Source organism: Thermus neutrinimicus, assembly GCF_022760955.1.
In the GTDB taxonomy this organism is placed as follows: Bacteria; Deinococcota; Deinococci; order Deinococcales; family Thermaceae; genus Thermus; species Thermus neutrinimicus.
In genome coordinates this window covers 1-18,996 of the sequence record NZ_JAKTNU010000015.1, presented here as the reverse complement: position 1 = coordinate 18,996, position 18,996 = coordinate 1, and the positions used below count along the sequence as shown (strand labels likewise).

The following is an 18,996-nucleotide window of genomic DNA, read 5'->3' as shown; positions in this document are numbered from 1 at the left end:
CTAGGCCTCCCTCAGCCAGCGGGCCACCTCCAGGGCGTAATAGGTGAGGATCCCCTGGGCCCCGGCCCGCCTTAGGGCGTACAGGCTTTCCAGAACCGCCCTCCTTTCGTCCAGCCAACCCCTTTGGCCTGCCGCCTTCAGCATGGCGTACTCCCCGGACACCTGGTAGGCGAAAAGGGGCTTGGAAAACCGCCCCTTAAGGGCGAAGAGCACGTCCAGGTAAGGGAGGGCAGGCTTGACCATGAGGATATCGGCCCCCTCGAGGTCATCCAGCCTGGCCTCCCTCAGCGCATCCCAAAGGCCCGCCCTGGGGTCCATCTGGTAACCCGTGCGATCCCCGAACTGGGGGGCGCTCCCTGCCGCTTCCCGGAAGGGGCCGTAGAAGGCGGAGGCGTACTTCACCGCATAGGAAAGTATGGGCACATGGGGGAACCCTCCCCCATCCAAGGCCTCCCGGATGGCCTTCACCTGCCCGTCCATCATGGCGCTGGGGGCCACCACATCCGCCCCCGCCTGGGCCTGGGAAAGGGCGGTCTTGGCCAAAAGCTCCAGGGTGGCGTCGTTGTCCACGTAAAACCCCAAGGGGCCTTCCCGCACCACCCCGCAGTGTCCGTGATGGGTGTACTCGCAAAGGCAGGTGTCGGCCATGACCAGAAGCTCAGGGAACTCCCCCTTCAGAAGGCGGATGGCCCGCTGTACGATCCCGTCTTCCGCATAGGCCCCATGCCCCAGGGCATCCTTCCTTTCCTCGGGCAACACGCCGAAGAGGATCACCCCGCCCAGGCCCGCCTTAAGCACCTCCTCCCCCAGGCGGGAAAGCTGGGCCAGGGGATACCGAAAGACCCCGGGCATGGAGGAAACCTCCTCCGGCTCCCCCTCTTCCTTCACGAAGACCGGCAGGACCAGATGCCTTGGGCTAAGCTCCACCTCCGCCACCAAGGGCCGGAGGAGGGGCGAACGCAGCCTCCTTGGGCGCTCCATGCCTTCCACTATACTCAGGGAGGAGGGAGCATGAACCTTCAGAAGCTCTTGAAGGAAGCGCAGAAAGCCCAGAAGAAGGCCGCCGAGATCCAGGAGCGGCTGGAAACCATGACCGTGGTGGGCACGGCCCAGGGCCTGGTGGAGGTGGAGGCCAACGGGCACGGCAAGATCCTGGCGGTCCGCCTGAAGCCTGAGGTGCTGGAGAGCTTCCAAGGAGACCTGGAGGGCCTGGAAGACCTCCTTCTGGTGGCCATCCAGGACGCCCAGAAGAAGGCCCACGAGCTTTCGGAAAAGGAGATGGCCCGGGAGCTTGGCGGCGTGGGGCAGATGCTGGGCAAACTGTTCTAGGATGAGGTACCCCGAAAGCCTCCTCAAGCTGGCCCGTGCCCTCTCCCGCCTGCCTGGGATCGGCCCCAAAACCGCCCAGAAGCTCTCCCTCCACCTGGCCTTCCATCGGGAGGAGGCCGAGGAGCTGGAAAGGGCCTTGGCTGGCCTCGAGGCCCTGGGCGTCTGCCGGGTCTGCGGCAACCTGGCGGAGGGGGAGGTTTGCCCCATCTGCCAGGACGAGACCCGGGACCGGTCGGTGATCGCCGTGGTGGAAACGGTCTCCGACCTGTACGCCCTGGAGCGGAGCGGGGAGTTCCACGGGCTCTACCACGTGCTGGGTGGGGTCTTGAACCCCTTGGAGGGAGTAGGTCCAAAGGAGCTCAACCTGGAAAGCCTCTGGGCCAGGCTTTCCGGGGTGGAGGAGGTGGTCCTGGCCACTTCCATGACCGTGGAGGGGGAGGCCACCGCCCTCTTCCTGGCGGAGGAGCTCAAGCGCCGGGGGATCAGGGCCAGCCGCCTGGCCTATGGCCTCCCCGTGGGGGGAAGCCTGGAGTACGTGGACGAGGTAACCTTGGGCCGGGCGCTGGAGGGGAGAAAATCCCTTTAGGCGCCGGGGAAGGGGTATGGAGGAGCTTTTGCAACACCTCCTGGACCAGGTGGAAGGAGCCCTTGCCGCCGCCATTGGCACCCTGGACGGGCTCCTGGTGGAAGGGGCCAGGCGCAGGCGGCTTGACCTCGAGGCGGCGGTGGCGGAACACGCCGCCCTTTTGCGCCAGGCCAAGGCCGCCTATGCCGCAAGCCTGGGCACCTCCCGGGTGCACGAGCTTTTGGTGGGGGGTAATCCCGTGGTAGGCTATGCCCGCGTGGTGCGCAGGATAGGCCCAGGACCCCAGGGACCCTCGCCTCGAGGCCAGGGACACGAGGAGCTTTTCCTCCTTCTCCTCCTGGGGCCGGAAGCCAACCTGGGCCAGGCCCGCGTGCAGACAGCCAAGGCGGCGGATAGGCTGGCGGAGGTGGCGGGATGGCTTACCTAGAGAGCCTGACCCCCTTTGGCGTTAAGCGGGCGGTGCTCACGGGCCTGGACGGCCTGGTCATCGAGGCCCTGGGCCGGGGAAGCCCCCCGGCGGAGGTGCTGGCGGCGGAGCTGGCCTCCCTGGTGCGGCACATGACCCCCTTGGCGGAAGCCCTCTCCGGGGAGGTGCGCCGGTTTACCCTTGCCACGGACACCCACGAAATCCTGGCCCTACGGGTAGGGGAGTACATCCTGGGGGCGGTGGTGGAGCGGGGCATGGACCGCAAGGCCATCGGACAGGAGCTTTCCCGCATCGCCCTCAGGGTGCAGAACCTCTGACGGCTAAGGAGGCATGGTGGAACAAGCCCTACAGGAACTCAAGGCCACCAGGGGAGTACGGGTGGCCGCCCTCCTCAGCGAGGACGGGTTTGTGGTGGAGGAGGCCCGGGAGGCGGAGGCCCCTGAGGCCAGCCTTCTTTCCGCCCGGGCGGCCACGGTCTTGGGCACCGCCAAGGCCCTGGCCCAGATCCTGGGCCAGGAAGGGGTGGAGGAGGTCATGGTAGAGTACCCCGAGGGGGCCCTGCTACTGGTGCCCCTTCCCGGCTATCACCTGCTCCTTCTCCTGGACAGCGTGAGAAGCCTGGGGCGGGTACGCCTGGCCTTGAAGAGGACCGTACCCAAGTTGGAGGAGGCCCTTAGATGAGCGAGCTGAAACTGGATATCCAAATCGACAAGGAGGTGGCCCTGGGCCGGTACACCAACCTGGCCCTCATCGCCCACACCAAGAACGAGTTCATCCTGGACTTCGCCCTGTTGCAACCCCAGGGCGGGGCCCTGGTGGTCAGCCGGGTGATCACCAGCCCCCAGCACGCCAAGGCCCTTCTCCGGAGCCTGGCGGAAAACGTAGCCCGGTACGAGGAAGTCTTCGGCCCCATTCCCGAGCCCGTGGCCGAGAGCCAGGCCTAATGGGGATGGCGGGACTCCCCGCCCTGGCTTTGCCAGGGCGGGGTAGGTACTAGAGGTTTTCCCGCCACCAGTCCAAGTAGGCCTGGAGCCGGGCGATCCTCCGGTCTGGCCTGCCGGAGCGGGAAAGCTCGTGCCCTTCCTCGGGAACGCGGAAAAAGCGCACCTTAACCCCCAGGTGGAGGAGGGCCGTGTACCAGGTTTCCCCCTGGTCTATGGGGCAGCGGTGGTCCTGTTCGGAATGGACCACCAGGGTGGGCGTCCGCACCCGGTGGACATGGCGCAGGGGGCTTTTCTCCCAAAGCACCTCCGGCCTCTCCCAGGGCCTAGCCCTAAGCTCCATAAAGGCGAAGCGGGGACCGATGTCGCTGGCCCCGAAGAAACTGAACCAGTTGGCGATGCTCCGGTCGGTGACCGCCGCCTTGAAGCGTTCCGGGTGGCGGGCGGTAAGCCAGTTCACCATGTAGCCCCCGTAACTACCCCCCGCCACCCCCACGCGGCCAGGATCCAAGGGGAAATGGGCCAGGACATGGTCCAAAAAACCCAGGAGGTCCCGCTCGTCCCGCTCCCCCCATTCCCCTTGGAGGAGGGCAAAGTCCTGGCCGTAGCCGGTGGAACCCCGCGGATTGGCGAAGGCCACCGCATATCCCGCCTGCCGGAAAAGCTGGAGCTCCAGCATGGGCGCCCGCCCGAAGGCGGTGTGGGGCCCCCCGTGGATGTAAAGGATGACCGGGTGGGGGCCTGGCCCTTCTGGAAGCAGGACCCACCCCGGCACCCGGTGCCCCTCCGGGCTCGGCCACTCGGTGTAGATGGGTTCGGCCAGGGGCAGGGAAACCCCCTCGTTGGGGTCGTAGACCCCTAAGGGACCCCAAAGCCGGGCCGGGTGGGTAAAGTCCTCGGTGAGGAGGAAGAGGCCCCGCTCCGTGAGGGCAAAGGAAAGGACACTCCCCTCTATGGGCAGGGCCTCGGCCTCCCCCTCGAGGCCCACCCGGTAAAGCCTTCCCGTCCCCTCCTCCGTGCGCACGATGTAGACCCCATCCCCGGCCCACCTGGGCCCTTGGATATGGGCCCCGTGGCGGAGATCAGAGTTGATGGAGTTGTGCAGGCTCCCTTCAAGGAGAACCCGGGCCTCCCCGCCGCGCAGGTGGTAAAGCCGGGCCTCCGTGCCCCCTCCGTGCTCAAAGGCGTGGCCCAGGAAGAAGGGCCCTTCCGGGCTCCACTCCAGGGCGAAGATGGGGCCAAAGCCACCGTAGACCCTTCGTAGCCCCCCTTCCCCAAGCAAGTAGAGGGTGTCCCGCCACTCCGCCTGGGCCTGCACATCCTCGGCCATCACCAGGTAAAGCCCCTCGGGGGAGGGTACCATTTCCTTGGGAGCAGGATAGCGGTCCAGAAGAAGCCTCTTTCGGCTCCCCTCGAGGGCATAAAGGGCCACATTCCCCTCGGGGAGGAGGCCCCGGCCGTCGAACTTGAAGGGCCATCCCTCGTAGGTGCGGGGGCTACCCGGCCTGGGAGCCTCCTTCAGGGCCAGGAAAACCACCTCCCCTTCAGGACCCACGGCGTAGTCCAAGACCCCCGGGGTTTCCGTAAGCCTCTCCGCCTCCCCACCCCTCAGGTCCAGGCGAAAAAGCTCCTGGGCCTCCCCCACCTTGCGCAGGAAGTAGACGTAAGGATGGGCATAGCGGGGCTTTTTGGCCTCCTCCTGGGTGAGCAAGCGCAAGGCGCCGTCAAAAAGGACCAGGCGCGAGCGGTACCGGGGGGGATCCCCCTCCTGGATATCGGTGAGCAGGAAGAGGGGGAAGCCGTCGGGGCCAGGGGTCAGGTCCGAAAGGAAGCGGAGCTTAAAGAGGATTTGCGGCTCCATGCCCCCATAATACTGACCGGTCATTCGCCTGTCCCCAAGCCCGGCTTTCCGGTAAGCTGGGCGCCATGGACCGGGATGAGCTGGTGCGCTACCTGGACACGTACCTACGCCTGAAGGACTTCCCCCAGGACGTCTCCTTAAACGGCCTGCAGGTGGAGGGGAAAAAGGAGGTGCGCAAGGTGGGGGCGGCGGTGGACGCCGCTGAGGCCATCTTCCAGAAGGCCCTCGAGGAGGGGGTGGACTTCCTCCTGGTCCACCACGGCCTTTTCTGGGGCAAACCCTTTCCCATCGTGGGCCACCACAAGCGCCGCTTGGAACTCCTCTTTCGGGGAGGAATCAACCTCTATGCCGCCCACCTCCCCCTGGACGCCCACCCCGAGGTGGGCAACAACCACCAGCTGGCCAGGGCCCTGGGCCTGGTGGGGGTGGAACCCTTTGACGTGGGGGTAAGAGGGCGATTCCCCCTTCCCACCCCCTTGGTGCAGGTGGCGGACATGCTGGGCCAGCTCACCGGGATGCAGCCTTTGGTCCACCAAGGGGGCAAGGGCCTGGTGGAAACGGTGACCATCGTGTCCGGCGGGGCGGCCGGCCTGATAGGCCAGGTGGACACGGACCTCTTCATCACCGGGGAACCCAAGCATAGCGTCTTCCACGAGACCTTTGAGCGGAGCCTAAACGTCATCTACGCCGGTCACTACGACACCGAGGTCTTCGGGGTCAAAGCCCTGGCCCAGCACCTGGAGGCCCGCTTCGGCCTGCCCTGGGTCTTCCTGGACCACCCCACGGGCTTATGAAGGGCATCTTTCTCACCCTCGAGGGCCTGGATGGCTCAGGCAAAACCACCCAAGCCAGGCTCCTTTCCGATTTCCTGGAGGGCAAAGGGATCCCGGTGCGCCTGACCCGGGAGCCCGGCGGGGGGCTTCCCGGGGTGCGGGACCTTCTCCTAACGGGTGAGTCCCTTTCCCCAGAAGCCGAGTACCTCCTCTTCAGCGCCGACCGGGCGGAGCACGTGCGCAAGGTGATCCTTCCCGCCCTAGAGGAGGGCTTTTGGGTTATCTCCGACCGCTACCTGGACTCCAGCCTGGCCTACCAGGGTTATGGCAGGGGCCTTCCCCTCCCTTGGCTTAAGGAAGTGGCCAAGGAGGCCACCTTGGGCCTAAAACCCCACCTCACCTTCCTCCTGGACCTACCCCCGGAGGAGGCCCTTAAGCGGGTCCCCTTTCCTGACCGCCTGGAAAGGATGGGCCTCCCCTTCTTTGGGCGGGTACGGGAAGGCTATCTAAAGCTGGCGGCGGAGGAGCCCGAGCGCTTTAGGGTGCTGGATGCCACCCGTCCCGTGGAGGAAGTCCAGGCGGCCCTCCGCCTTGGCCTCCTTCCCCTTCTGCCATAATGGCCCTATGCGCCTTTCCCCTCCCCCTTGGCGGCCTGGCCTCAGCCTAGCCCTATGGCTTGCCCTGGGGCTTTGGGCCTTAGGCCAGGGTCTTTCCTTCCCCAAAAGCACCCTCTTCGTGGAGCAAGGAGGCAAGCGCTACCCCCTCAGGGTGGAGGTGGCGGACACTCCCGAGCGCCAGGCCCAGGGCCTCATGTTCCGCAAAAGCCTGGGGGAAGACGAGGGGATGGTCTTCCTTTTCCCTACCCCCACGGCCGGGGGCTTTTGGATGAAGAACACCCTCATTCCCCTTTCCATCGCCTTCTTTGACCGTCAAGGTGTGATCCTCCGCATTCTGGACATGGAGCCCTGCCGCAAAGACCCCTGCCCCGTGTACTACCCCGGGGTGGTGTACCAGGGGGCCCTCGAGGTGAACCAAGGCTGGTTCCAAAAACGTGGCCTCACCCCCGGGGCCAGGGTGGGGGGCGAGGCCTTGAGGCTCTGGCCGAGGTAAGGTGGAACGGAATCCCTTCTTTCCCCTGGTGGCCTTTGCCCTACTCATCGTCCTCTCCGTCTTTTCCTTCATGGGCTACCTGCTCGCCGCCAGAAGGCTGCAAACCCCTCCCCCACCCCAAAGGGTGGTGGTGGAAACAGCCCAGGGTCAAAGGGTGCTCCAGGCCCGCCTGGCCCGCACCCCAGAGGCCTGGAGCCGGGGCCTGGGGGTGCGGAAGGAGGAGCTCGAGGCCCTTCTTTACCTATTTCCCGAGGCCACCGACGCCCCTTTCAACACGGAAGGCTACCGCTTTCCCGTGCTCCTGGCCTTCCTGGACGCCAAAGGCCGGGTGCTCAAGGTGAGCCGGGTCCAGCCCGGGGAGACCTACGCCCCCGGCCTTGCCTACCGGGGGATACTGGAGGTGCGGGAGGGGCTTTTAGACCTCTCCCCGGGGGACCGGGTGCAACACTAACCCCGGGCCTAGGCCCGGGGTCGGAACCTAAGCCCTCACTCCTTATCCTTGGACTCCCCGCCTTCCGGCTGGGAGCTGGAGTCCTTCTTGGCGTAGTCCTTCACGTGCCAGCCCGAGCCCTTGAAGATGATGGCGGGAGGGGTGATGACCCGCTTCAAGGGCTCGCCGGTTTCCGGGTGCGCCCTGAGGGGCTCCTCGTGGAAGCCCTGTTCGAACTCGTAGTAGTTGCCCGTCTCCAGGCCCTTGTAGACGTAGACCGGCATACCTACCCTCCTGTCTGGGTATTTTGACACTCAACTACCTTGAGTGTCAAGGGGGTGGAGTGGTACCCTCCCCCCGTGGATAAGCCCACCTTGCGCCGTCACTGCCTCCGCCTTTGGCGAACCCTGGACCGGGCACGCCTTTCCCAGCAGGTGGTGGAGGTCCTCCTGCCCTGGCTTAAGGCCAGGGGCTTCCGCGCCATCCTCCTTTACCACCCCCTGCCCCACGAGCTGGACCTCCTCTCCCTTACCCACCTTTACCCCGCCCGTTACTACCTGCCCAAAGTGGCTGGCCCAGGGCTTACGGTTCATCCCCTGGGCCCCCTGGCCCCCGGACCCTTCGGCCTCCTGGAACCCACCACCCCGGCGGTGGACCCCGGGGTCTTGGACCTCCTGGTGATTCCGGGACTGGCCTTCGACCAGGAAGGCTACCGCCTGGGGCACGGCAAGGGGTACTACGACCGTTTCCTGGCCACGGTCCGGGCCGAGAAGCTGGGGGTCATCCCCAAAGCCCTCCTGCTTCCCCGCCTTCCCCGGGACCCTTGGGACGTGCCGGTCAACTCCTTGGCCACCGAGGAAGGGGTGCTTCTGGGCAAATGACCCTTGGGTCAGGCCCGGGGATGCTACACTTAGGCCCATGCGGGGAGCCCTTTTGGACCGGGATGGGGTTCTCCTCCTCATGGACGAGGAAGCCCTTTACAAGAAGGCCCTGGAGTTTTCCATCCACGGGGCTGGCCTGGAAAAGACCCTGGCGGTTCTGGCCCGGGCGGAGCGGGAAATCAACGAGGCCGTCCGTACCCTTAGGGTACGCACCCTCGAGGAGGAAGCCCTTTTTTGGAACTCCCTGGTGCAAAAGGTGGCCGCGGAGCTTGGGCTTTCCGGCTCCGGAAAATCCTCGGCATCGGGGGAACTCCACTCCTGGCGCTACTACCACTTCATGCGCCAAGCCCCTGGGGCGGAAGCCCTTCTCCGGAGCTTAAAAGAACAGGGGCTCAAGGTGGGCGTGCTCTCCAACACCTTGCCAAGCTTGCGGGAAAGCCTGGCCTACCACGGACTAGACCGGTATGTGGACGGTTTCTTCGCCTCCTGCTCCCTGGGGGTAGCCAAGCCGGATCCCAGGGCGTTTTGGATGGCCCTCGAGGGCCTTGGCCTAGCTCCTGAGGAAACCCTCTACCTGGACGACGACCCGGAGAACGTGGAGGTGGCCTCGAGCCTCGGACTTCAAGCCGCTGTATACCTCATCTGGGAGCCCAGCCCTCAGAGCGGAAAGGCGTCCACAAGGGGTTTGCTATAACATCGGGAGCTCGGCCACCGTGGCCACATCCAGGGCCGGAGCCCCTTGGCGGAAGGCGGCGATCCGTCCCACCACCCGCCCTCCTGCCCGGAGCACCATCCGCTCCATGGCCCTCATGGTTTCCCCGCTGGAAACCACATCGGACACCAGGGTTACCCTCTGGTTAAGGAGCTTTTCGGCGAAGCGCCGGTCCAGCCAAAGAACCTCCCCTACCCCCAGGGTCAGGGTCTGGACCTCTTGGATGATGGGATCCTCCATGTAGGGCCGGCGCCGCCTTCTCGCCACCACGTAGGGTAGGCCCATCTCCTCCGCCAGCACATGGGTCAGGGGAATCGGGCTCGTCTCCGTGGTGAAAAGCACCTCGGTGCCTGCGGGCACCAAGGGCTTCAGGGCCTGGGCCGCGGCCCGTACCAGCTCGGGGTCCCCCAAGAACTCCACCAGGGGGATGCGCCGCCCTGGCAAAGGCTGGATAAGGGGCACGTGACGGGTAACGCCGCCGATGGTGATGGGATAGGTTTCCATAAGACCTCCTATTCCGGCTTGAAGAGGGGCAGGTGGCCTAGGGCGATGACGTCCTGGCGGGGCGTGCCCTCGGTGAAGACCGCCAGCACCGCCACCACCTGGCCCCCCACGCTCTCGATGAGCTCCCGGAGCCCCGAAAGGGTGGAACCCGTGGAGACCACATCGTCCACGATGGCCACCCTGTGCCCCCGGATGAGGGGGATGTCCGCTCCATCCAGCACCAGAAGCTGGGGCTTTCCCGTGGTGATGGAGAGCACCTGGCGGCTTATGGGGTTGATCATGTAGGGCTTCTCCGTCTTCCGGGCCACCACGTAGGGCTTCTTGGCGATCCGGGAAAGGGCGTGGGCCAAGGGTACCGCCTTGACCTCAGGGGTGACCAGGGTTTCCACCTCAGGGGGTAGGCGCTTGGCCAGCTCCTCGGCGGCGGCCTCGGTGAGCTCAGTGTCCCCCAGAAGGTTCAAAAGGGCCACGGCCACATCCGGCCCCACCTGGACGATGGGAAGTTCGCGCCGAACCCCAGCGATCTCCACAGGGTAGGTCCTCACGCCGCTAGTCTATACTCAAGATATGCTGAACGCCAAGATTGAGACCCTGGGCGTGGACCCCCAGAACGGGAGCGTGGTGGTCCTGCTCAGGACGGAGAACGACAAGCTCCTCCCCATCGTCATCGGTCCCCTCGAGGCCCACCACATCGTGGTGGCCCTGCAAGGGGAGAAACCCCCCCGTCCCTTAACCCCAGACCTCCTGCTATCCGTAATGGAAATGCTCCAAGGCAAACTGCTACGGGTGGAGATCATTGACCTAAGAGACGGCACCTTCTACGCCCGCCTGATCCTGGAGCACCGGGGCATCGAGCTGGAGGTGGACGCAAGGCCCTCCGACGCCATGGCCCTAGCCCTAAGGGCCGGGGCCCCCATCCTGGTGGCCGAGGAGGTGGTGGAAAGGGCTGGGGTGGAGGAGGCCAGCTTAAAGCCCCACGGGGCCGCTGAAGCCTAGTGCGTAAGCTCCTTTTCCTCCTTCTTTCCCTTGGACTGGCCTTTGGCCAGCGGGTGGCGGTCATAGGGGATTGGGGCCAGGACACCCTGGGCCGCGCCCAGGTGGCCAGCCTGCTTCGGGCTGAGCATGCCCGCAAGCCCTTGGCTGCCCTCTTCACCGCGGGGGACAACTTCTATCCCCGGGGGCAGGTGGTGGAACGCTTCCTCCAGGAGCTCCCCCCCGTGCCCCTCTACCCCGCTTTTGGCAACCATGACGCCCCACACCTAGAGGAGCAACTCCAGCGCTTCCACCTGGAAAGGCCCTACTACCACGTGCGCCTGGGGGCCATAGAGTTCCTCATCCTCTACACGGAGGGAGACCTAAGAGCCCAGCGGGCCTGGCTAGCCCAGGCCCTTAGCCGCGCTCAAGCGCCTTGGCGGGTAGTGGTCCTCCACCGCCCCCTTTACTCCTCGGGGCTCCATGGAGGAAGCCCCGGCCTACGGAGCCTCCTCGAGCCCCTTTTACGCCAACATCGGGTACCCTTGGTCTTGGCAGGCCACGACCACCATTACGAACGCCTCCAGGTGGGCTATACCACCCACCTGGTGGTGGGCGGAGGTGGGGCGAGCCTCTACCCCACCAAGCCCCCTTCCCCATACACCCGGGCCCTGGTGGTGGCCCACCATGCCCTATTCCTGGAGGTGGAAGGGGAAAGCCTCTTGGGCTACGCCCTAGATCCAGGCGGCCAGGTGCTGGACCGATTCGTCCTCAAGCAGGACTCCCCATGATGTGCACGTGCACGTGGAAGACCTCCTGGCCTCCCTTCTCCCCCACGTGCACCTGGACCTTGTAGCCCTGAAGGCCCAGGGCCCGGGCCACCCGGTTGGCGGTGCGGAAGAGGGCCCCAAGCTTCCGCTCCCCTTCTTCCGTGTCGGGGTAGTCGGAAAGCTTCTCTATGTGCTCCTTGGGCACCACCAGCACGTGCACCGGGGCCTTGGGCCTTATGTCGTGAAAGGCCACGAAGTCCTTATCCTCGTAGACCTTCCGGGAGGGTAGCTCCCCGGCGATGATGCGGCAGAACACGCACTCCATGGGAACAGTCTACCTTATAGGCAGTTCCAAGGGAAGCGAGGGCTCCTGCTCTACCCTTTCCACCCGGCCTAAAAGGGTGTACCCCTCGGCCCCCTCCACCCGCGCCCAAACCGTATCCCCAGGCCGGGCAAGGCCGGCAAGCCGGGCCTCGTAATAGTCCGGGGTGTGGCCGAGGGCAAGGCCCCCTTGGACTCTCTCCACCAAAACCTCCACCTGGCTTCCCAGCTTGGGCTTAATGCGCTCCTCAGCGAGACGCTGGGCCAAAGCGATGATCTCCTTGGTGCGCCGCTTGCGCACCTCCGGCGGCACCTGGGGCATGGAGGCTGCCCGGGTCTTGGGACGGGGGGTATAGGTGAAGGCGTGGACCCGGGTGGGCTTAAGCTCCTCCAGAAAGGCCAGGGTTTCCCGGTGCTCCTCCTCGGTCTCCGTGGGAAGGCCGGCGATGACATCCGTGGTGAGGGCAAAGCCGGGGATGAGCTCGTAGGCCCTCTGCACCAGCTGGCGGTAGTAGGCCTTGTCGTAGCGGCGGCCCATAAGCCTCAGGAGGCGGTCCGAACCCGTCTGCAGAGAAAGGTGCAGGTGGGGCCTGATCCCAGGGGCATACCGGGCCATGACCCGAAGGAGATCCTCCCCCGTGTCCTCGGGTTCGATGGAGGAAAGCCGCACCTTGGCCCCCAGGTGGTACAGGTCCTCCACCAGACCCGCAAGGCCCCTGGGGTGGCCCCGGTAACTCCCAAGCCGCACCCCCGTGAGCACGATCTCCCTTATGCCCCTCCTTAAGAGGGTCTCCGCCTCCTGTAAGGCATCCCGATAGTCCCGGTGGCGCTCCTTGCCCCGTAGCCGGGGGATAATGCAGTAGGCGCAGCCCACCTGGCAGCCATCCTGCACCTTGAGAAAGGCCCGGACCCGGCTATTGAGAAGCCCCCTCTCCCCCGCCCCCCAGAACTCGTTGGGGGGGGTGGTGATGGGGTCAGAGGGGAGGCCAAAGCGCTCCAGGATCACCCGAGGAAGCTCCGCCTTGCGGGAGTTGGGCACCACGGCGTCAGCCCCAAGCGCCCGCACCTCCTCTGGGGAAAGCTCCGCGTAGCATCCCGTGACCACGATGAAGGCCTGGGGGTTGGCCCTCCTGGCCCGGCGGATCTCCTTACGGGCATCGGCCTCGGCGGTGGTGGTCACCGCGCAGGTGTTGATGACCACCAAGTCCGCCCCCTCCTCGAGGGGGACCACCTCCGGCTCCAGGGCCTTGAGGAAGCCCAAAAGGGCCTCGGTTTCCACCTGGTTCACCTTGCACCCTAAGGTGCGGAAGGCCGCGCGCATCCTTCCCATTCTGGTAGGCTAGGGGGGTCAAGTCAACAACCGGGGGTAGAGTGTGATTCTCCCCACTTGCGGTGAAAGCCCAAGAGATTGTAGCATCACTTTCGTCCGCCCCAAGATATGGGGGAATGTCCCTGGGGCTGGCGGTTTTGTCTGGTGGAATGAGCCGGAGGATTTATGGAACGGTATTTCTTTGATGAGCACGCCCAAGCCATCGCCAAACGCCAGTATCTGCAGGAGGGGGATGGGGACATCCTGGGCATGTTCCGCCGGGTGGCCCGGGAGATCGCCAAGGTGGAGAAGCCGGAAGACCGCGCCTTCTGGGAGGAAAAGTTTTACCATCTCATGGCCTCCAAGCGCTTCTCCCCCGGGGGGCGCATCCTGGCGGGGGCCGGCACCGCCCACGGCAACCTTCTGAACTGCTTCGTGCAGGGAGCCACCGAGAACCCACCGGAAAGCTTCGCCGGCATCATGGAGGTGGCCAAAAAGCTGGCCCTGGTCACCAAGGTGGGCGGGGGCAACGGGGTCAACCTGGACCCCTACCGCTCCAAGGGGAACCGCCAGCGCCGGGCGGTGCGAGGCGTGGCCTACCTCTCCGCCCGCCACCCCGATGTGGCCGACTTCATCCGGGGCCTCATGCGCCCCCCCACCAACCCGGAAGGGGAAAAGGAGGAGATCGCCCTGAAGAACTTCGCCCGCATCGTCTACGGGGAGGTTTCCCCTGAGCTTAGGGCCTTGGCGGAAGGCTACGGGGTCCAGATCGTCAAGGAGCCCCCCCCGGAAGCCATCCAGGTGCCCGACGACATGGGGGGCATCGTGGACGCCGCCCAAAAGGCCGCGGACCTGGCCCGCAAGGGCTTTTCACCCCACGTGGACTTCTCCCTCCTTCGGCCTGAGGGAGCCCCCATCCGGGGCTCTGGGGGTACCAGCTCTGGCCCGGTAAGCTTCCTTGTGGAGATCTTTGACAACTTCCTGGAGTGGGCCGCCCTGGGAGGGGAGGAAGCGGGGCCCGTGGCCACCCTACGGTATGTGTACGCCCCGGTGCTCCGGGTGGTGCGCCAGGGCGGGACCCGCCGGGGGGCAGGGATGGCCACCCTTTCCATAGAGCACCCCGACCTCCTGGACTTCCTCACCGCCAAGGACCTGGACCGGGAAAAGGCCGAGGGGGACATCTCCACCTTCAACATCTCCGTCCTGGTCACTGAAGCCTTTATGAAGGCCCTCGAGGAGGACGCCCTCTGGCCCGTGACCCCCATTGAGGTGCCGGGAAAGTACTACCCCTATCCCTTAGAAGGCACCTACAGGGGCCAGATCCCCAACCTTCCGGAGCGGGAGGACGGGGCTAAACCCGTTCCCCTTTTCGGGGGCCAGGTCCCCGCCCGCTGGCTCTGGCACGAGATCGCCTGGCACGCCTGGGCCACGGGGGAGCCGGGGCTTATCTTCGTGGACCGCATCAACCAGCTTTCCGCCCTGAAGGGGCTTGGGCCCAGGTACCAGATCCGCTCCACCAACCCCTGCGGGGAGATTCCCCTAACCGTGGGCGAGCCCTGCGACCTAGGGGCCTTAAACCTCGCCGCCTACGTGAAGGATGGGGCCTTCATGATGGAGGAGTTCCGTAGGGACGTCCACACGGCGGTGCGCTTCCTGGACAACGTCCTGGACGTGAACCGGTTCGCCCTGAAGGACAACGAGGAGGCGGCCAGAAAGCTCAGGAGGCTTGGCCTTGGGGTGATGGGCCTGGCGGACGCCCTCATGAAGATGGGCCTCCCCTACTCCTCGGAAGAGGCCAGGGAGAAGGTCTACGAGATCATGTCCGCCATGCGGGAGGAGGCCATCAGGGCCTCGGAGGCCTTGGCGAAGGAGAGGGGGGTCTTCCCCCTCTACGAGGAGCACCGGGAGTACTTTGAGGCCTTAGGGATCAGGCCCAGGCGCAACGTAGCCCTCCTCACCGTGGCCCCCACGGGCACCACCAGCATGCTCATGGGGGTCAGTAGCGGCATCGAGCCCGTGTTCAGCCCCTTCGTGTGGCGCAGGATCGGCGGGGAGTACAAGCCCCTCCTCCACCCCCTCTTTGTGGAAATGATGGAGGCCTACCCGCCCCATCCCGATTACGAGAAGGAGGGAAAGTGGGACTGGGAGAAGATCGTCGCCGCCATCCAGGAGGACGGACACGGCTCGGTGAAGGGGCTTTCCTTCGTCCCTGAGGGGATCCGCCAGGTCTTCGAGTGCGCCCACGACATCCACCCCCTGGACCACGTGCGCATGCAAGGAGCTGTCCAGCGGGCCTTTGACGCCGAAGGGTACGCGGGGAACTCCCTTTCCAAGACGGTCAACCTGCCCAACCATGCCACCGTGGAGGAAGTGGAGGCCTGTTACCTGGAAGCCCACCGCACGGGGTGCAAGGGGATCACCGTGTACCGGGACGGCTCGAGGGAGTTCCAGGTGCTCACGGTGAAGAAGGAGGTAAAGGAGGAGAAGAAGGAGAAGGCGGAGGTAAAGGAGGTAAAAGGGGAGGCGAGGGCGGTTCATTTGGGGGCTGGGGGCCCCAAAGCGGCCTCCCCCCAGATCCTCAGGAAGCCGGAGGGCCCGGTGTACGAGCGCCCGGGCAGGCTCATGGGCTTCACCGACATGGTCAAGCTCCTCTCCCCCGACGGGGGCAAGCGGAGCTTCCTGGTCACGGTGAACATGCTGGAAGGAAGGCCCATAGAGGTCATCCTCACCTCGGGGAAGGCGGGGGATGAGGCCAACGCCGACTCCGAGGCCCTGGGCCGGGTGGTCTCCATTGCCCTCCAGTACGGGGTGCCCCCGGAGGCCATCGTGAGGACCCTAAGGGGAATCAACGGGGGCCTCTATGGCACCTACGGGGGCAGGCTGGTCTCCAGCAAGGCGGACCTCATTGCCGTGGCCCTGGAGACCATCCCCGAGGCCTTGGCCAGCCCCGAGTCAGCCCTTGCGGGGCTACCTCGCGGGGCTAGCTTGCGGGGAGAGGCCCTTAAGGAGGAGGCAAAGCTGGAGGAGGTCCCCTCCCTATCGGGAGGTAGCCTGTCCCTGCCGGGGGCCATCCCTTGCCCGGTCTGCGGGGAAAAGGCCTTGGTGCGGGAGGAAGGATGCTACAAGTGCCAGGCCTGCGGCTACTCCAAGTGCGGTTAAGACCTAGGTAAGGGTGTCCTGGCCCCACCAGCCCCCCTGGTGGGGCCGTTACCCTGAGGGCCGGCCTCCTCGAGGCCAGGGCAATCCAGGGGTCCAAGGCTTCCCAAGCCCATGACCGCCAGGTCCAGCTTCCCCTCCACGCCCAGGCCGGGATTCCCGAGGTCTGGCTGGAGAGCCTGGAGGGAAAGGGGGTGGAGGTCTACCGGGATCCCCCGGGAGGAGCCTACCCGGGGGTGCGGGAGCCAAGCCCTGAGGACACCCTATACCCCAGGGCCTTCCCTCAGGTTTAATTGGAGGTAGGGGAGATCCTGCCTTGACCCGCATCAAGATCTGCGGCATCACCCGGTTGGAGGACGCCCTTCTGGCGGAGGCCCTGGGGGCCTTCGCCGTGGGGTTTGTCTTTGCCCCAGGCTCCAGAAGGCGGGTGGCCCTCGAGGTGGCCCGGGCCATCTCCGAGGCTTTGGGCCCCTTTGTGGTAAGGGTGGGGGTCTTCCAGGACCAAGGCCCCGAGGAGGTGCTTCCCATCATGGAGAAGGCCCGGCTCCAGGTGGTCCAGCTCCATGGCCAGGAGCCCCCGGAGTGGGCAGAAGCCATCGGCAGGTACTTTCCCGTCATCAAGGCCTTTCCTCTCGCCGGCCCTGCGGATCCTGGCTGGGCCCAGTACCCCGCAGGCGCCCTTCTCTTGGACGGCAAGGCTCCAGGAAGCGGCCAAACCTACCCGAGGGACTGGGCCAAACCCCTTTTGCAAACGGGAAAGCGCATCATCCTGGCTGGCGGGATAACCCCCGAAAACCTGGAGGAGGTTTTGGCCCTCAGGCCTTACGCCATAGACCTGGCCAGCGGGGTGGAAAGGGCCCCGGGGATAAAGGACGAGGCCAAGCTAAGGGCCCTTTTCGCCAGGGGAAGGGTATGGGATTCCAGCGTATGATGGGGAGGTGATTGGCCGGAAGCACCCCTACTTCCCTTATCTGGAAACCATGCTGGAAGCCGCCCATCTGGCCAAGGGCATCCACGCCTATTACCAGGCCAAGGGCTTCACCCACGGAACCAAGTCCGGCCCCACCGACCTGGTCACCCAGGCGGACCGGGAGTCGGAGGAAGCCATCAAGGAACTCCTCCTCTCCCGCTTCCCCGAGGCGGGTTTTTTGGGGGAAGAGGGGGGAAGCGAGGGGGGAAAGGCCCTGCGCTTCATCGTGGACCCCCTGGACGGCACCGTGAACTACGCCCATGGCTTTCCCTTCTATGGGGTTTCCCTTGCCCTCGAGGTGGAGGGGCATATCCAGGTGGGGGTGGTGCTGGACACCAGCCGGGACGAGGCCTTTTACGCGGTGCGGGGGGAAGGTGCCTTCTTAAACGGCAGGCCCATCCGGGTCACAAAGCGGAAGGAGCTTTTGGGAAGCCTGCTCGCCACGGGATTCCCCTACGATGTGGCCAAGGACCCGGAAAACCTCACCTATTTTCACCGGGCCCTGTCCAAGGGACTCCTGGTGCGCAGGCCAGGGGCGGCGGCCTTGGACCTGGTCTATGTGGCCGCCGGGCGGCTGGAGGGCTTCTGGGAGGTGAAGCTGAATCCCTGGGATGTGGCTGCAGGCTGGCTCATCGTGGAGGAGGCTGGGGGTAAGGTCACCGACCTGGAGGGGAAGCCCTACCGCCTAGGGCACCGCTACATCGTGGCCACCAACGGGCACATCCACGAGGCCCTTATCCAAACCCTTCTAGCCCAGGGCTAGAATGAAAGGCGGTATGGACCTCGAGGCCAAAAAGAAAGTCCTGCGGAGCTTCACCTATGGCCTTTACATCCTCACGGCCAAGAACGGGGAGGACTACGCCGCCGGCACCGTGAACTGGGTGACCCAGGCCTCCTTCACCCCTCCCCTCATCGCCTTAGGGGTTAAGCGGGACAGCCGCCTGCACGAGCTCATCCAGCGCACGGGCAAGCTGGCCCTCATGACCCTGGCCCAGGACCAGAAGCCCATCGCCCAGGACTTCTTCAAACCCACGGTGCGGGAGGGGAACACCCTAAACGGCCATCCCTTTGAACCCTCCCCCACCTTTGGCCTTCCCCTCCTCACCGAGCTGCCCTACTGGCTCGAGGCCGAGGTGCGCCACCTCTACGAGGGCGGGGACCACAGCCTGGTGGTGGCCGAGGTGGTGGAGGCCGGGGTACACTACGAGGACAAGCCCCTGGTCATGTGGGACACGGGGTGGTTCTACGGGGGGTAAATTCTGCTTATGCCTAGGTGCAAATACTGTAAGCAACCAACTGCGAGCTGGTTTGCAAGGGCGCATCCCGAGTGCGAGTCAACACACAAAAAAGGTTTAGAAGAAATACGCTTACGTTTACAGAGAGCCCTCTTTGAATCACATCAGCTCGAAGACCTTCAGATTGCTGAGACTAGAGCCCAGCAATCCTTTGTGAGTACCGAAGAGATCTCCGAGATAGTTGCCGAACTTTTCCCTAAGGCTCTAAACAAAGCCCTGGAGGACCATGTGCTAACGGAAGCCGAGATACTGGTCCTCCATAAAGCGACACAATTGCTTACCGAAAAGGCCTATGAAAGGATTACTCCGGCAATTAACACCTTGAAGAAAGCTACGATTTTAGCGTATCTACAGGAAGGTCGTCTTCCTAACGTAAGCATCCAAGGATCTATTCCATTTATTCTACAAAAAGGCGAGCAGCCTGTCTGGGTAGAAGAAAATGTGCCCTTATATGAATACAAAACAGAGAGAAGTTACACTTCCTCGGGCTTCGGGATTAGCGTTAGGATAGCCAAAGGCGTTTACCTGCGCCCTTCACAGCACCAAGTGCGTCAAGTTGTAACCAGAGAATTTATCAAACAGACAGACCGAGGGCTATGTACACGTCAAAACCTCCATAGGGCATAACCCCAAGGGACTTCCGCGCCTT

The 18,996-nt window shown here is 64.9% G+C and carries 27 protein-coding genes; 20 read left to right on the top strand and 7 right to left on the bottom strand.

Translation table 11 applies throughout. From position 1 onward, the window contains the following. Entirely contained in the window at positions 1-981 is a 981-nt protein-coding gene (gene hemB / locus L0C59_RS08875; RefSeq protein ID WP_243091001.1) for a porphobilinogen synthase, read from the bottom strand. Between the two features lie 30 nt (positions 982-1,011). On the opposite strand from hemB, the gene L0C59_RS08870 reads away from it, so the two are divergent. Genes L0C59_RS08870 through L0C59_RS08845 form a run of 6 tightly spaced genes read left to right on the top strand, consistent with a single transcriptional unit; the run spans position 1,012 to position 3,286 of the window. Then, a complete protein-coding gene (locus L0C59_RS08870; protein ID WP_243091000.1) occupies positions 1,012-1,329 on the top strand; it encodes a YbaB/EbfC family nucleoid-associated protein in 318 nt (105 codons plus the stop codon). Between the two features lies 1 nt (position 1,330). Beyond that, positions 1,331-1,915, top strand: a complete 585-nt coding sequence (recR, locus tag L0C59_RS08865; protein WP_243090999.1) for a recombination mediator RecR — start codon at positions 1,331-1,333, stop codon at positions 1,913-1,915. Positions 1,916-1,931: 16 nt separating this feature from the next. Beyond that, positions 1,932-2,342: a roadblock/LC7 domain-containing protein gene (locus tag L0C59_RS08860; protein WP_243090998.1), complete on the top strand. Its 411-nt coding sequence runs from the start codon at positions 1,932-1,934 to the stop codon at positions 2,340-2,342. After that, the gene (locus tag L0C59_RS08855) at positions 2,330-2,659 is read left to right on the top strand and encodes a roadblock/LC7 domain-containing protein (RefSeq protein ID WP_243090997.1); all 330 of its coding nucleotides are present in this window, start codon (positions 2,330-2,332) and stop codon (positions 2,657-2,659) included. Before L0C59_RS08860 ends, L0C59_RS08855 begins: the two co-directional genes overlap by 13 nt. Before the next feature lie 13 nt (positions 2,660-2,672). Beyond that, positions 2,673-3,023: a roadblock/LC7 domain-containing protein gene (locus tag L0C59_RS08850; RefSeq protein ID WP_279232632.1), complete on the top strand. Its 351-nt coding sequence runs from the start codon at positions 2,673-2,675 to the stop codon at positions 3,021-3,023. Then, positions 3,020-3,286: a DUF3467 domain-containing protein gene (locus tag L0C59_RS08845; RefSeq protein WP_243090996.1), complete on the top strand. Its 267-nt coding sequence runs from the start codon at positions 3,020-3,022 to the stop codon at positions 3,284-3,286. Before L0C59_RS08850 ends, L0C59_RS08845 begins: the two co-directional genes overlap by 4 nt. Before the next feature lie 49 nt (positions 3,287-3,335). Here the strand turns inward: L0C59_RS08845 and L0C59_RS08840 are convergent, their stop codons facing one another. Next, entirely contained in the window at positions 3,336-5,144 is a 1,809-nt protein-coding gene (locus L0C59_RS08840) for a S9 family peptidase (protein WP_243090995.1), read from the bottom strand. Between the two features lie 65 nt (positions 5,145-5,209). Between L0C59_RS08840 and L0C59_RS08835 the strand changes: the two genes are divergently transcribed. From L0C59_RS08835 to L0C59_RS08820, 4 genes are read left to right on the top strand one after another with little or no spacing between them, the layout of a single operon-like run. After that, positions 5,210-5,938, top strand: a complete 729-nt coding sequence (locus tag L0C59_RS08835) for a Nif3-like dinuclear metal center hexameric protein (protein WP_243090994.1) — start codon at positions 5,210-5,212, stop codon at positions 5,936-5,938. Further along, complete coding sequence (tmk, locus tag L0C59_RS08830; protein WP_243090993.1) at positions 5,935-6,534, top strand: dTMP kinase; 600 nt, start codon at positions 5,935-5,937, stop codon at positions 6,532-6,534. The genes L0C59_RS08835 and tmk overlap by 4 nt, the downstream gene beginning before the upstream one ends. 7 nt (positions 6,535-6,541) lie before the next feature. After that, positions 6,542-7,027, top strand: coding sequence for a DUF192 domain-containing protein (locus tag L0C59_RS08825; RefSeq protein WP_243090992.1), 486 nt, complete (start codon positions 6,542-6,544; stop codon positions 7,025-7,027). Between the two features lies 1 nt (position 7,028). Beyond that, positions 7,029-7,478, top strand: a complete 450-nt coding sequence (locus L0C59_RS08820; protein ID WP_243090991.1) for a DUF192 domain-containing protein — start codon at positions 7,029-7,031, stop codon at positions 7,476-7,478. Between the two features lie 35 nt (positions 7,479-7,513). Here L0C59_RS08820 and L0C59_RS08815 read toward each other — a convergent pair whose 3' ends face one another. Further along, positions 7,514-7,741 (bottom strand): FmdB family zinc ribbon protein, encoded by a 228-nt coding sequence (locus L0C59_RS08815; protein WP_243090990.1) that lies wholly within the window; start codon positions 7,739-7,741, stop codon positions 7,514-7,516. A gap of 75 nt (positions 7,742-7,816) precedes the next feature. Between L0C59_RS08815 and L0C59_RS08810 the strand changes: the two genes are divergently transcribed. Further along, positions 7,817-8,338, top strand: coding sequence for a 5-formyltetrahydrofolate cyclo-ligase (locus L0C59_RS08810; RefSeq protein WP_243090989.1), 522 nt, complete (start codon positions 7,817-7,819; stop codon positions 8,336-8,338). Between the two features lie 37 nt (positions 8,339-8,375). After that, complete coding sequence (locus L0C59_RS08805) at positions 8,376-9,032, top strand: HAD family hydrolase (protein WP_243090988.1); 657 nt, start codon at positions 8,376-8,378, stop codon at positions 9,030-9,032. Here the strand turns inward: L0C59_RS08805 and L0C59_RS08800 are convergent. Both L0C59_RS08800 and L0C59_RS08795 read right to left on the bottom strand, forming a co-directional pair. Continuing rightward, positions 9,027-9,554, bottom strand: coding sequence for a type I phosphoribosyltransferase (locus L0C59_RS08800; protein ID WP_243090987.1), 528 nt, complete (start codon positions 9,552-9,554; stop codon positions 9,027-9,029). The two genes, L0C59_RS08805 and L0C59_RS08800, sit on opposite strands and share 6 nt — an antisense overlap. An 8-nt stretch (positions 9,555-9,562) precedes the next feature. Further along, positions 9,563-10,099: a phosphoribosyltransferase family protein gene (locus L0C59_RS08795; protein ID WP_243090986.1), complete on the bottom strand. Its 537-nt coding sequence runs from the start codon at positions 10,097-10,099 to the stop codon at positions 9,563-9,565. A gap of 22 nt (positions 10,100-10,121) precedes the next feature. On the opposite strand from L0C59_RS08795, the gene L0C59_RS08790 reads away from it, so the two are divergent. Further along, positions 10,122-10,550 carry a bifunctional nuclease family protein gene (locus L0C59_RS08790; protein ID WP_243090985.1) on the top strand — a complete coding sequence of 143 codons (429 nt, stop codon included), beginning with the start codon at positions 10,122-10,124 and terminating at the stop codon, positions 10,548-10,550. Next, positions 10,550-11,317, top strand: a complete 768-nt coding sequence (locus tag L0C59_RS08785; RefSeq protein ID WP_243090984.1) for a metallophosphoesterase — start codon at positions 10,550-10,552, stop codon at positions 11,315-11,317. The genes L0C59_RS08790 and L0C59_RS08785 overlap by 1 nt, the downstream gene beginning before the upstream one ends. Here L0C59_RS08785 and L0C59_RS08780 read toward each other — a convergent pair. Both L0C59_RS08780 and L0C59_RS08775 read right to left on the bottom strand, forming a co-directional pair. Then, on the bottom strand, positions 11,298-11,621 hold the full coding sequence (locus L0C59_RS08780) for a histidine triad nucleotide-binding protein (RefSeq protein ID WP_243090983.1): 324 nt from the start codon (positions 11,619-11,621) through the stop codon (positions 11,298-11,300). The genes L0C59_RS08785 and L0C59_RS08780 overlap by 20 nt on opposite strands. A gap of 9 nt (positions 11,622-11,630) precedes the next feature. Next, positions 11,631-12,938, bottom strand: a complete 1,308-nt coding sequence (locus tag L0C59_RS08775; RefSeq protein ID WP_243090982.1) for a MiaB/RimO family radical SAM methylthiotransferase — start codon at positions 12,936-12,938, stop codon at positions 11,631-11,633. A gap of 174 nt (positions 12,939-13,112) precedes the next feature. Between L0C59_RS08775 and L0C59_RS08770 the strand changes: the two genes are divergently transcribed. From L0C59_RS08770 to L0C59_RS08745, 6 genes are read left to right on the top strand one after another with little or no spacing between them, the layout of a single operon-like run. Next, positions 13,113-16,085, top strand: coding sequence for an adenosylcobalamin-dependent ribonucleoside-diphosphate reductase (locus L0C59_RS08770; RefSeq protein WP_243090981.1), 2,973 nt, complete (start codon positions 13,113-13,115; stop codon positions 16,083-16,085). Positions 16,086-16,138: 53 nt separating this feature from the next. Further along, positions 16,139-16,375 (top strand): Uma2 family endonuclease, encoded by a 237-nt coding sequence (locus L0C59_RS11140; RefSeq protein ID WP_279232635.1) that lies wholly within the window; start codon positions 16,139-16,141, stop codon positions 16,373-16,375. A gap of 23 nt (positions 16,376-16,398) precedes the next feature. After that, positions 16,399-17,013 carry a phosphoribosylanthranilate isomerase gene (locus L0C59_RS08760; RefSeq protein ID WP_243090980.1) on the top strand — a complete coding sequence of 205 codons (615 nt, stop codon included), beginning with the start codon at positions 16,399-16,401 and terminating at the stop codon, positions 17,011-17,013. Positions 17,014-17,020: 7 nt separating this feature from the next. Continuing rightward, positions 17,021-17,815 (top strand): inositol monophosphatase family protein, encoded by a 795-nt coding sequence (locus L0C59_RS08755; RefSeq protein ID WP_243090979.1) that lies wholly within the window; start codon positions 17,021-17,023, stop codon positions 17,813-17,815. A gap of 13 nt (positions 17,816-17,828) precedes the next feature. Further along, on the top strand, positions 17,829-18,308 hold the full coding sequence (locus L0C59_RS08750; protein WP_243090978.1) for a flavin reductase family protein: 480 nt from the start codon (positions 17,829-17,831) through the stop codon (positions 18,306-18,308). Positions 18,309-18,317: 9 nt separating this feature from the next. Next, positions 18,318-18,974, top strand: coding sequence for a hypothetical protein (locus tag L0C59_RS08745; protein WP_243090977.1), 657 nt, complete (start codon positions 18,318-18,320; stop codon positions 18,972-18,974). Positions 18,975-18,996: the final 22 nt, after the last annotated feature.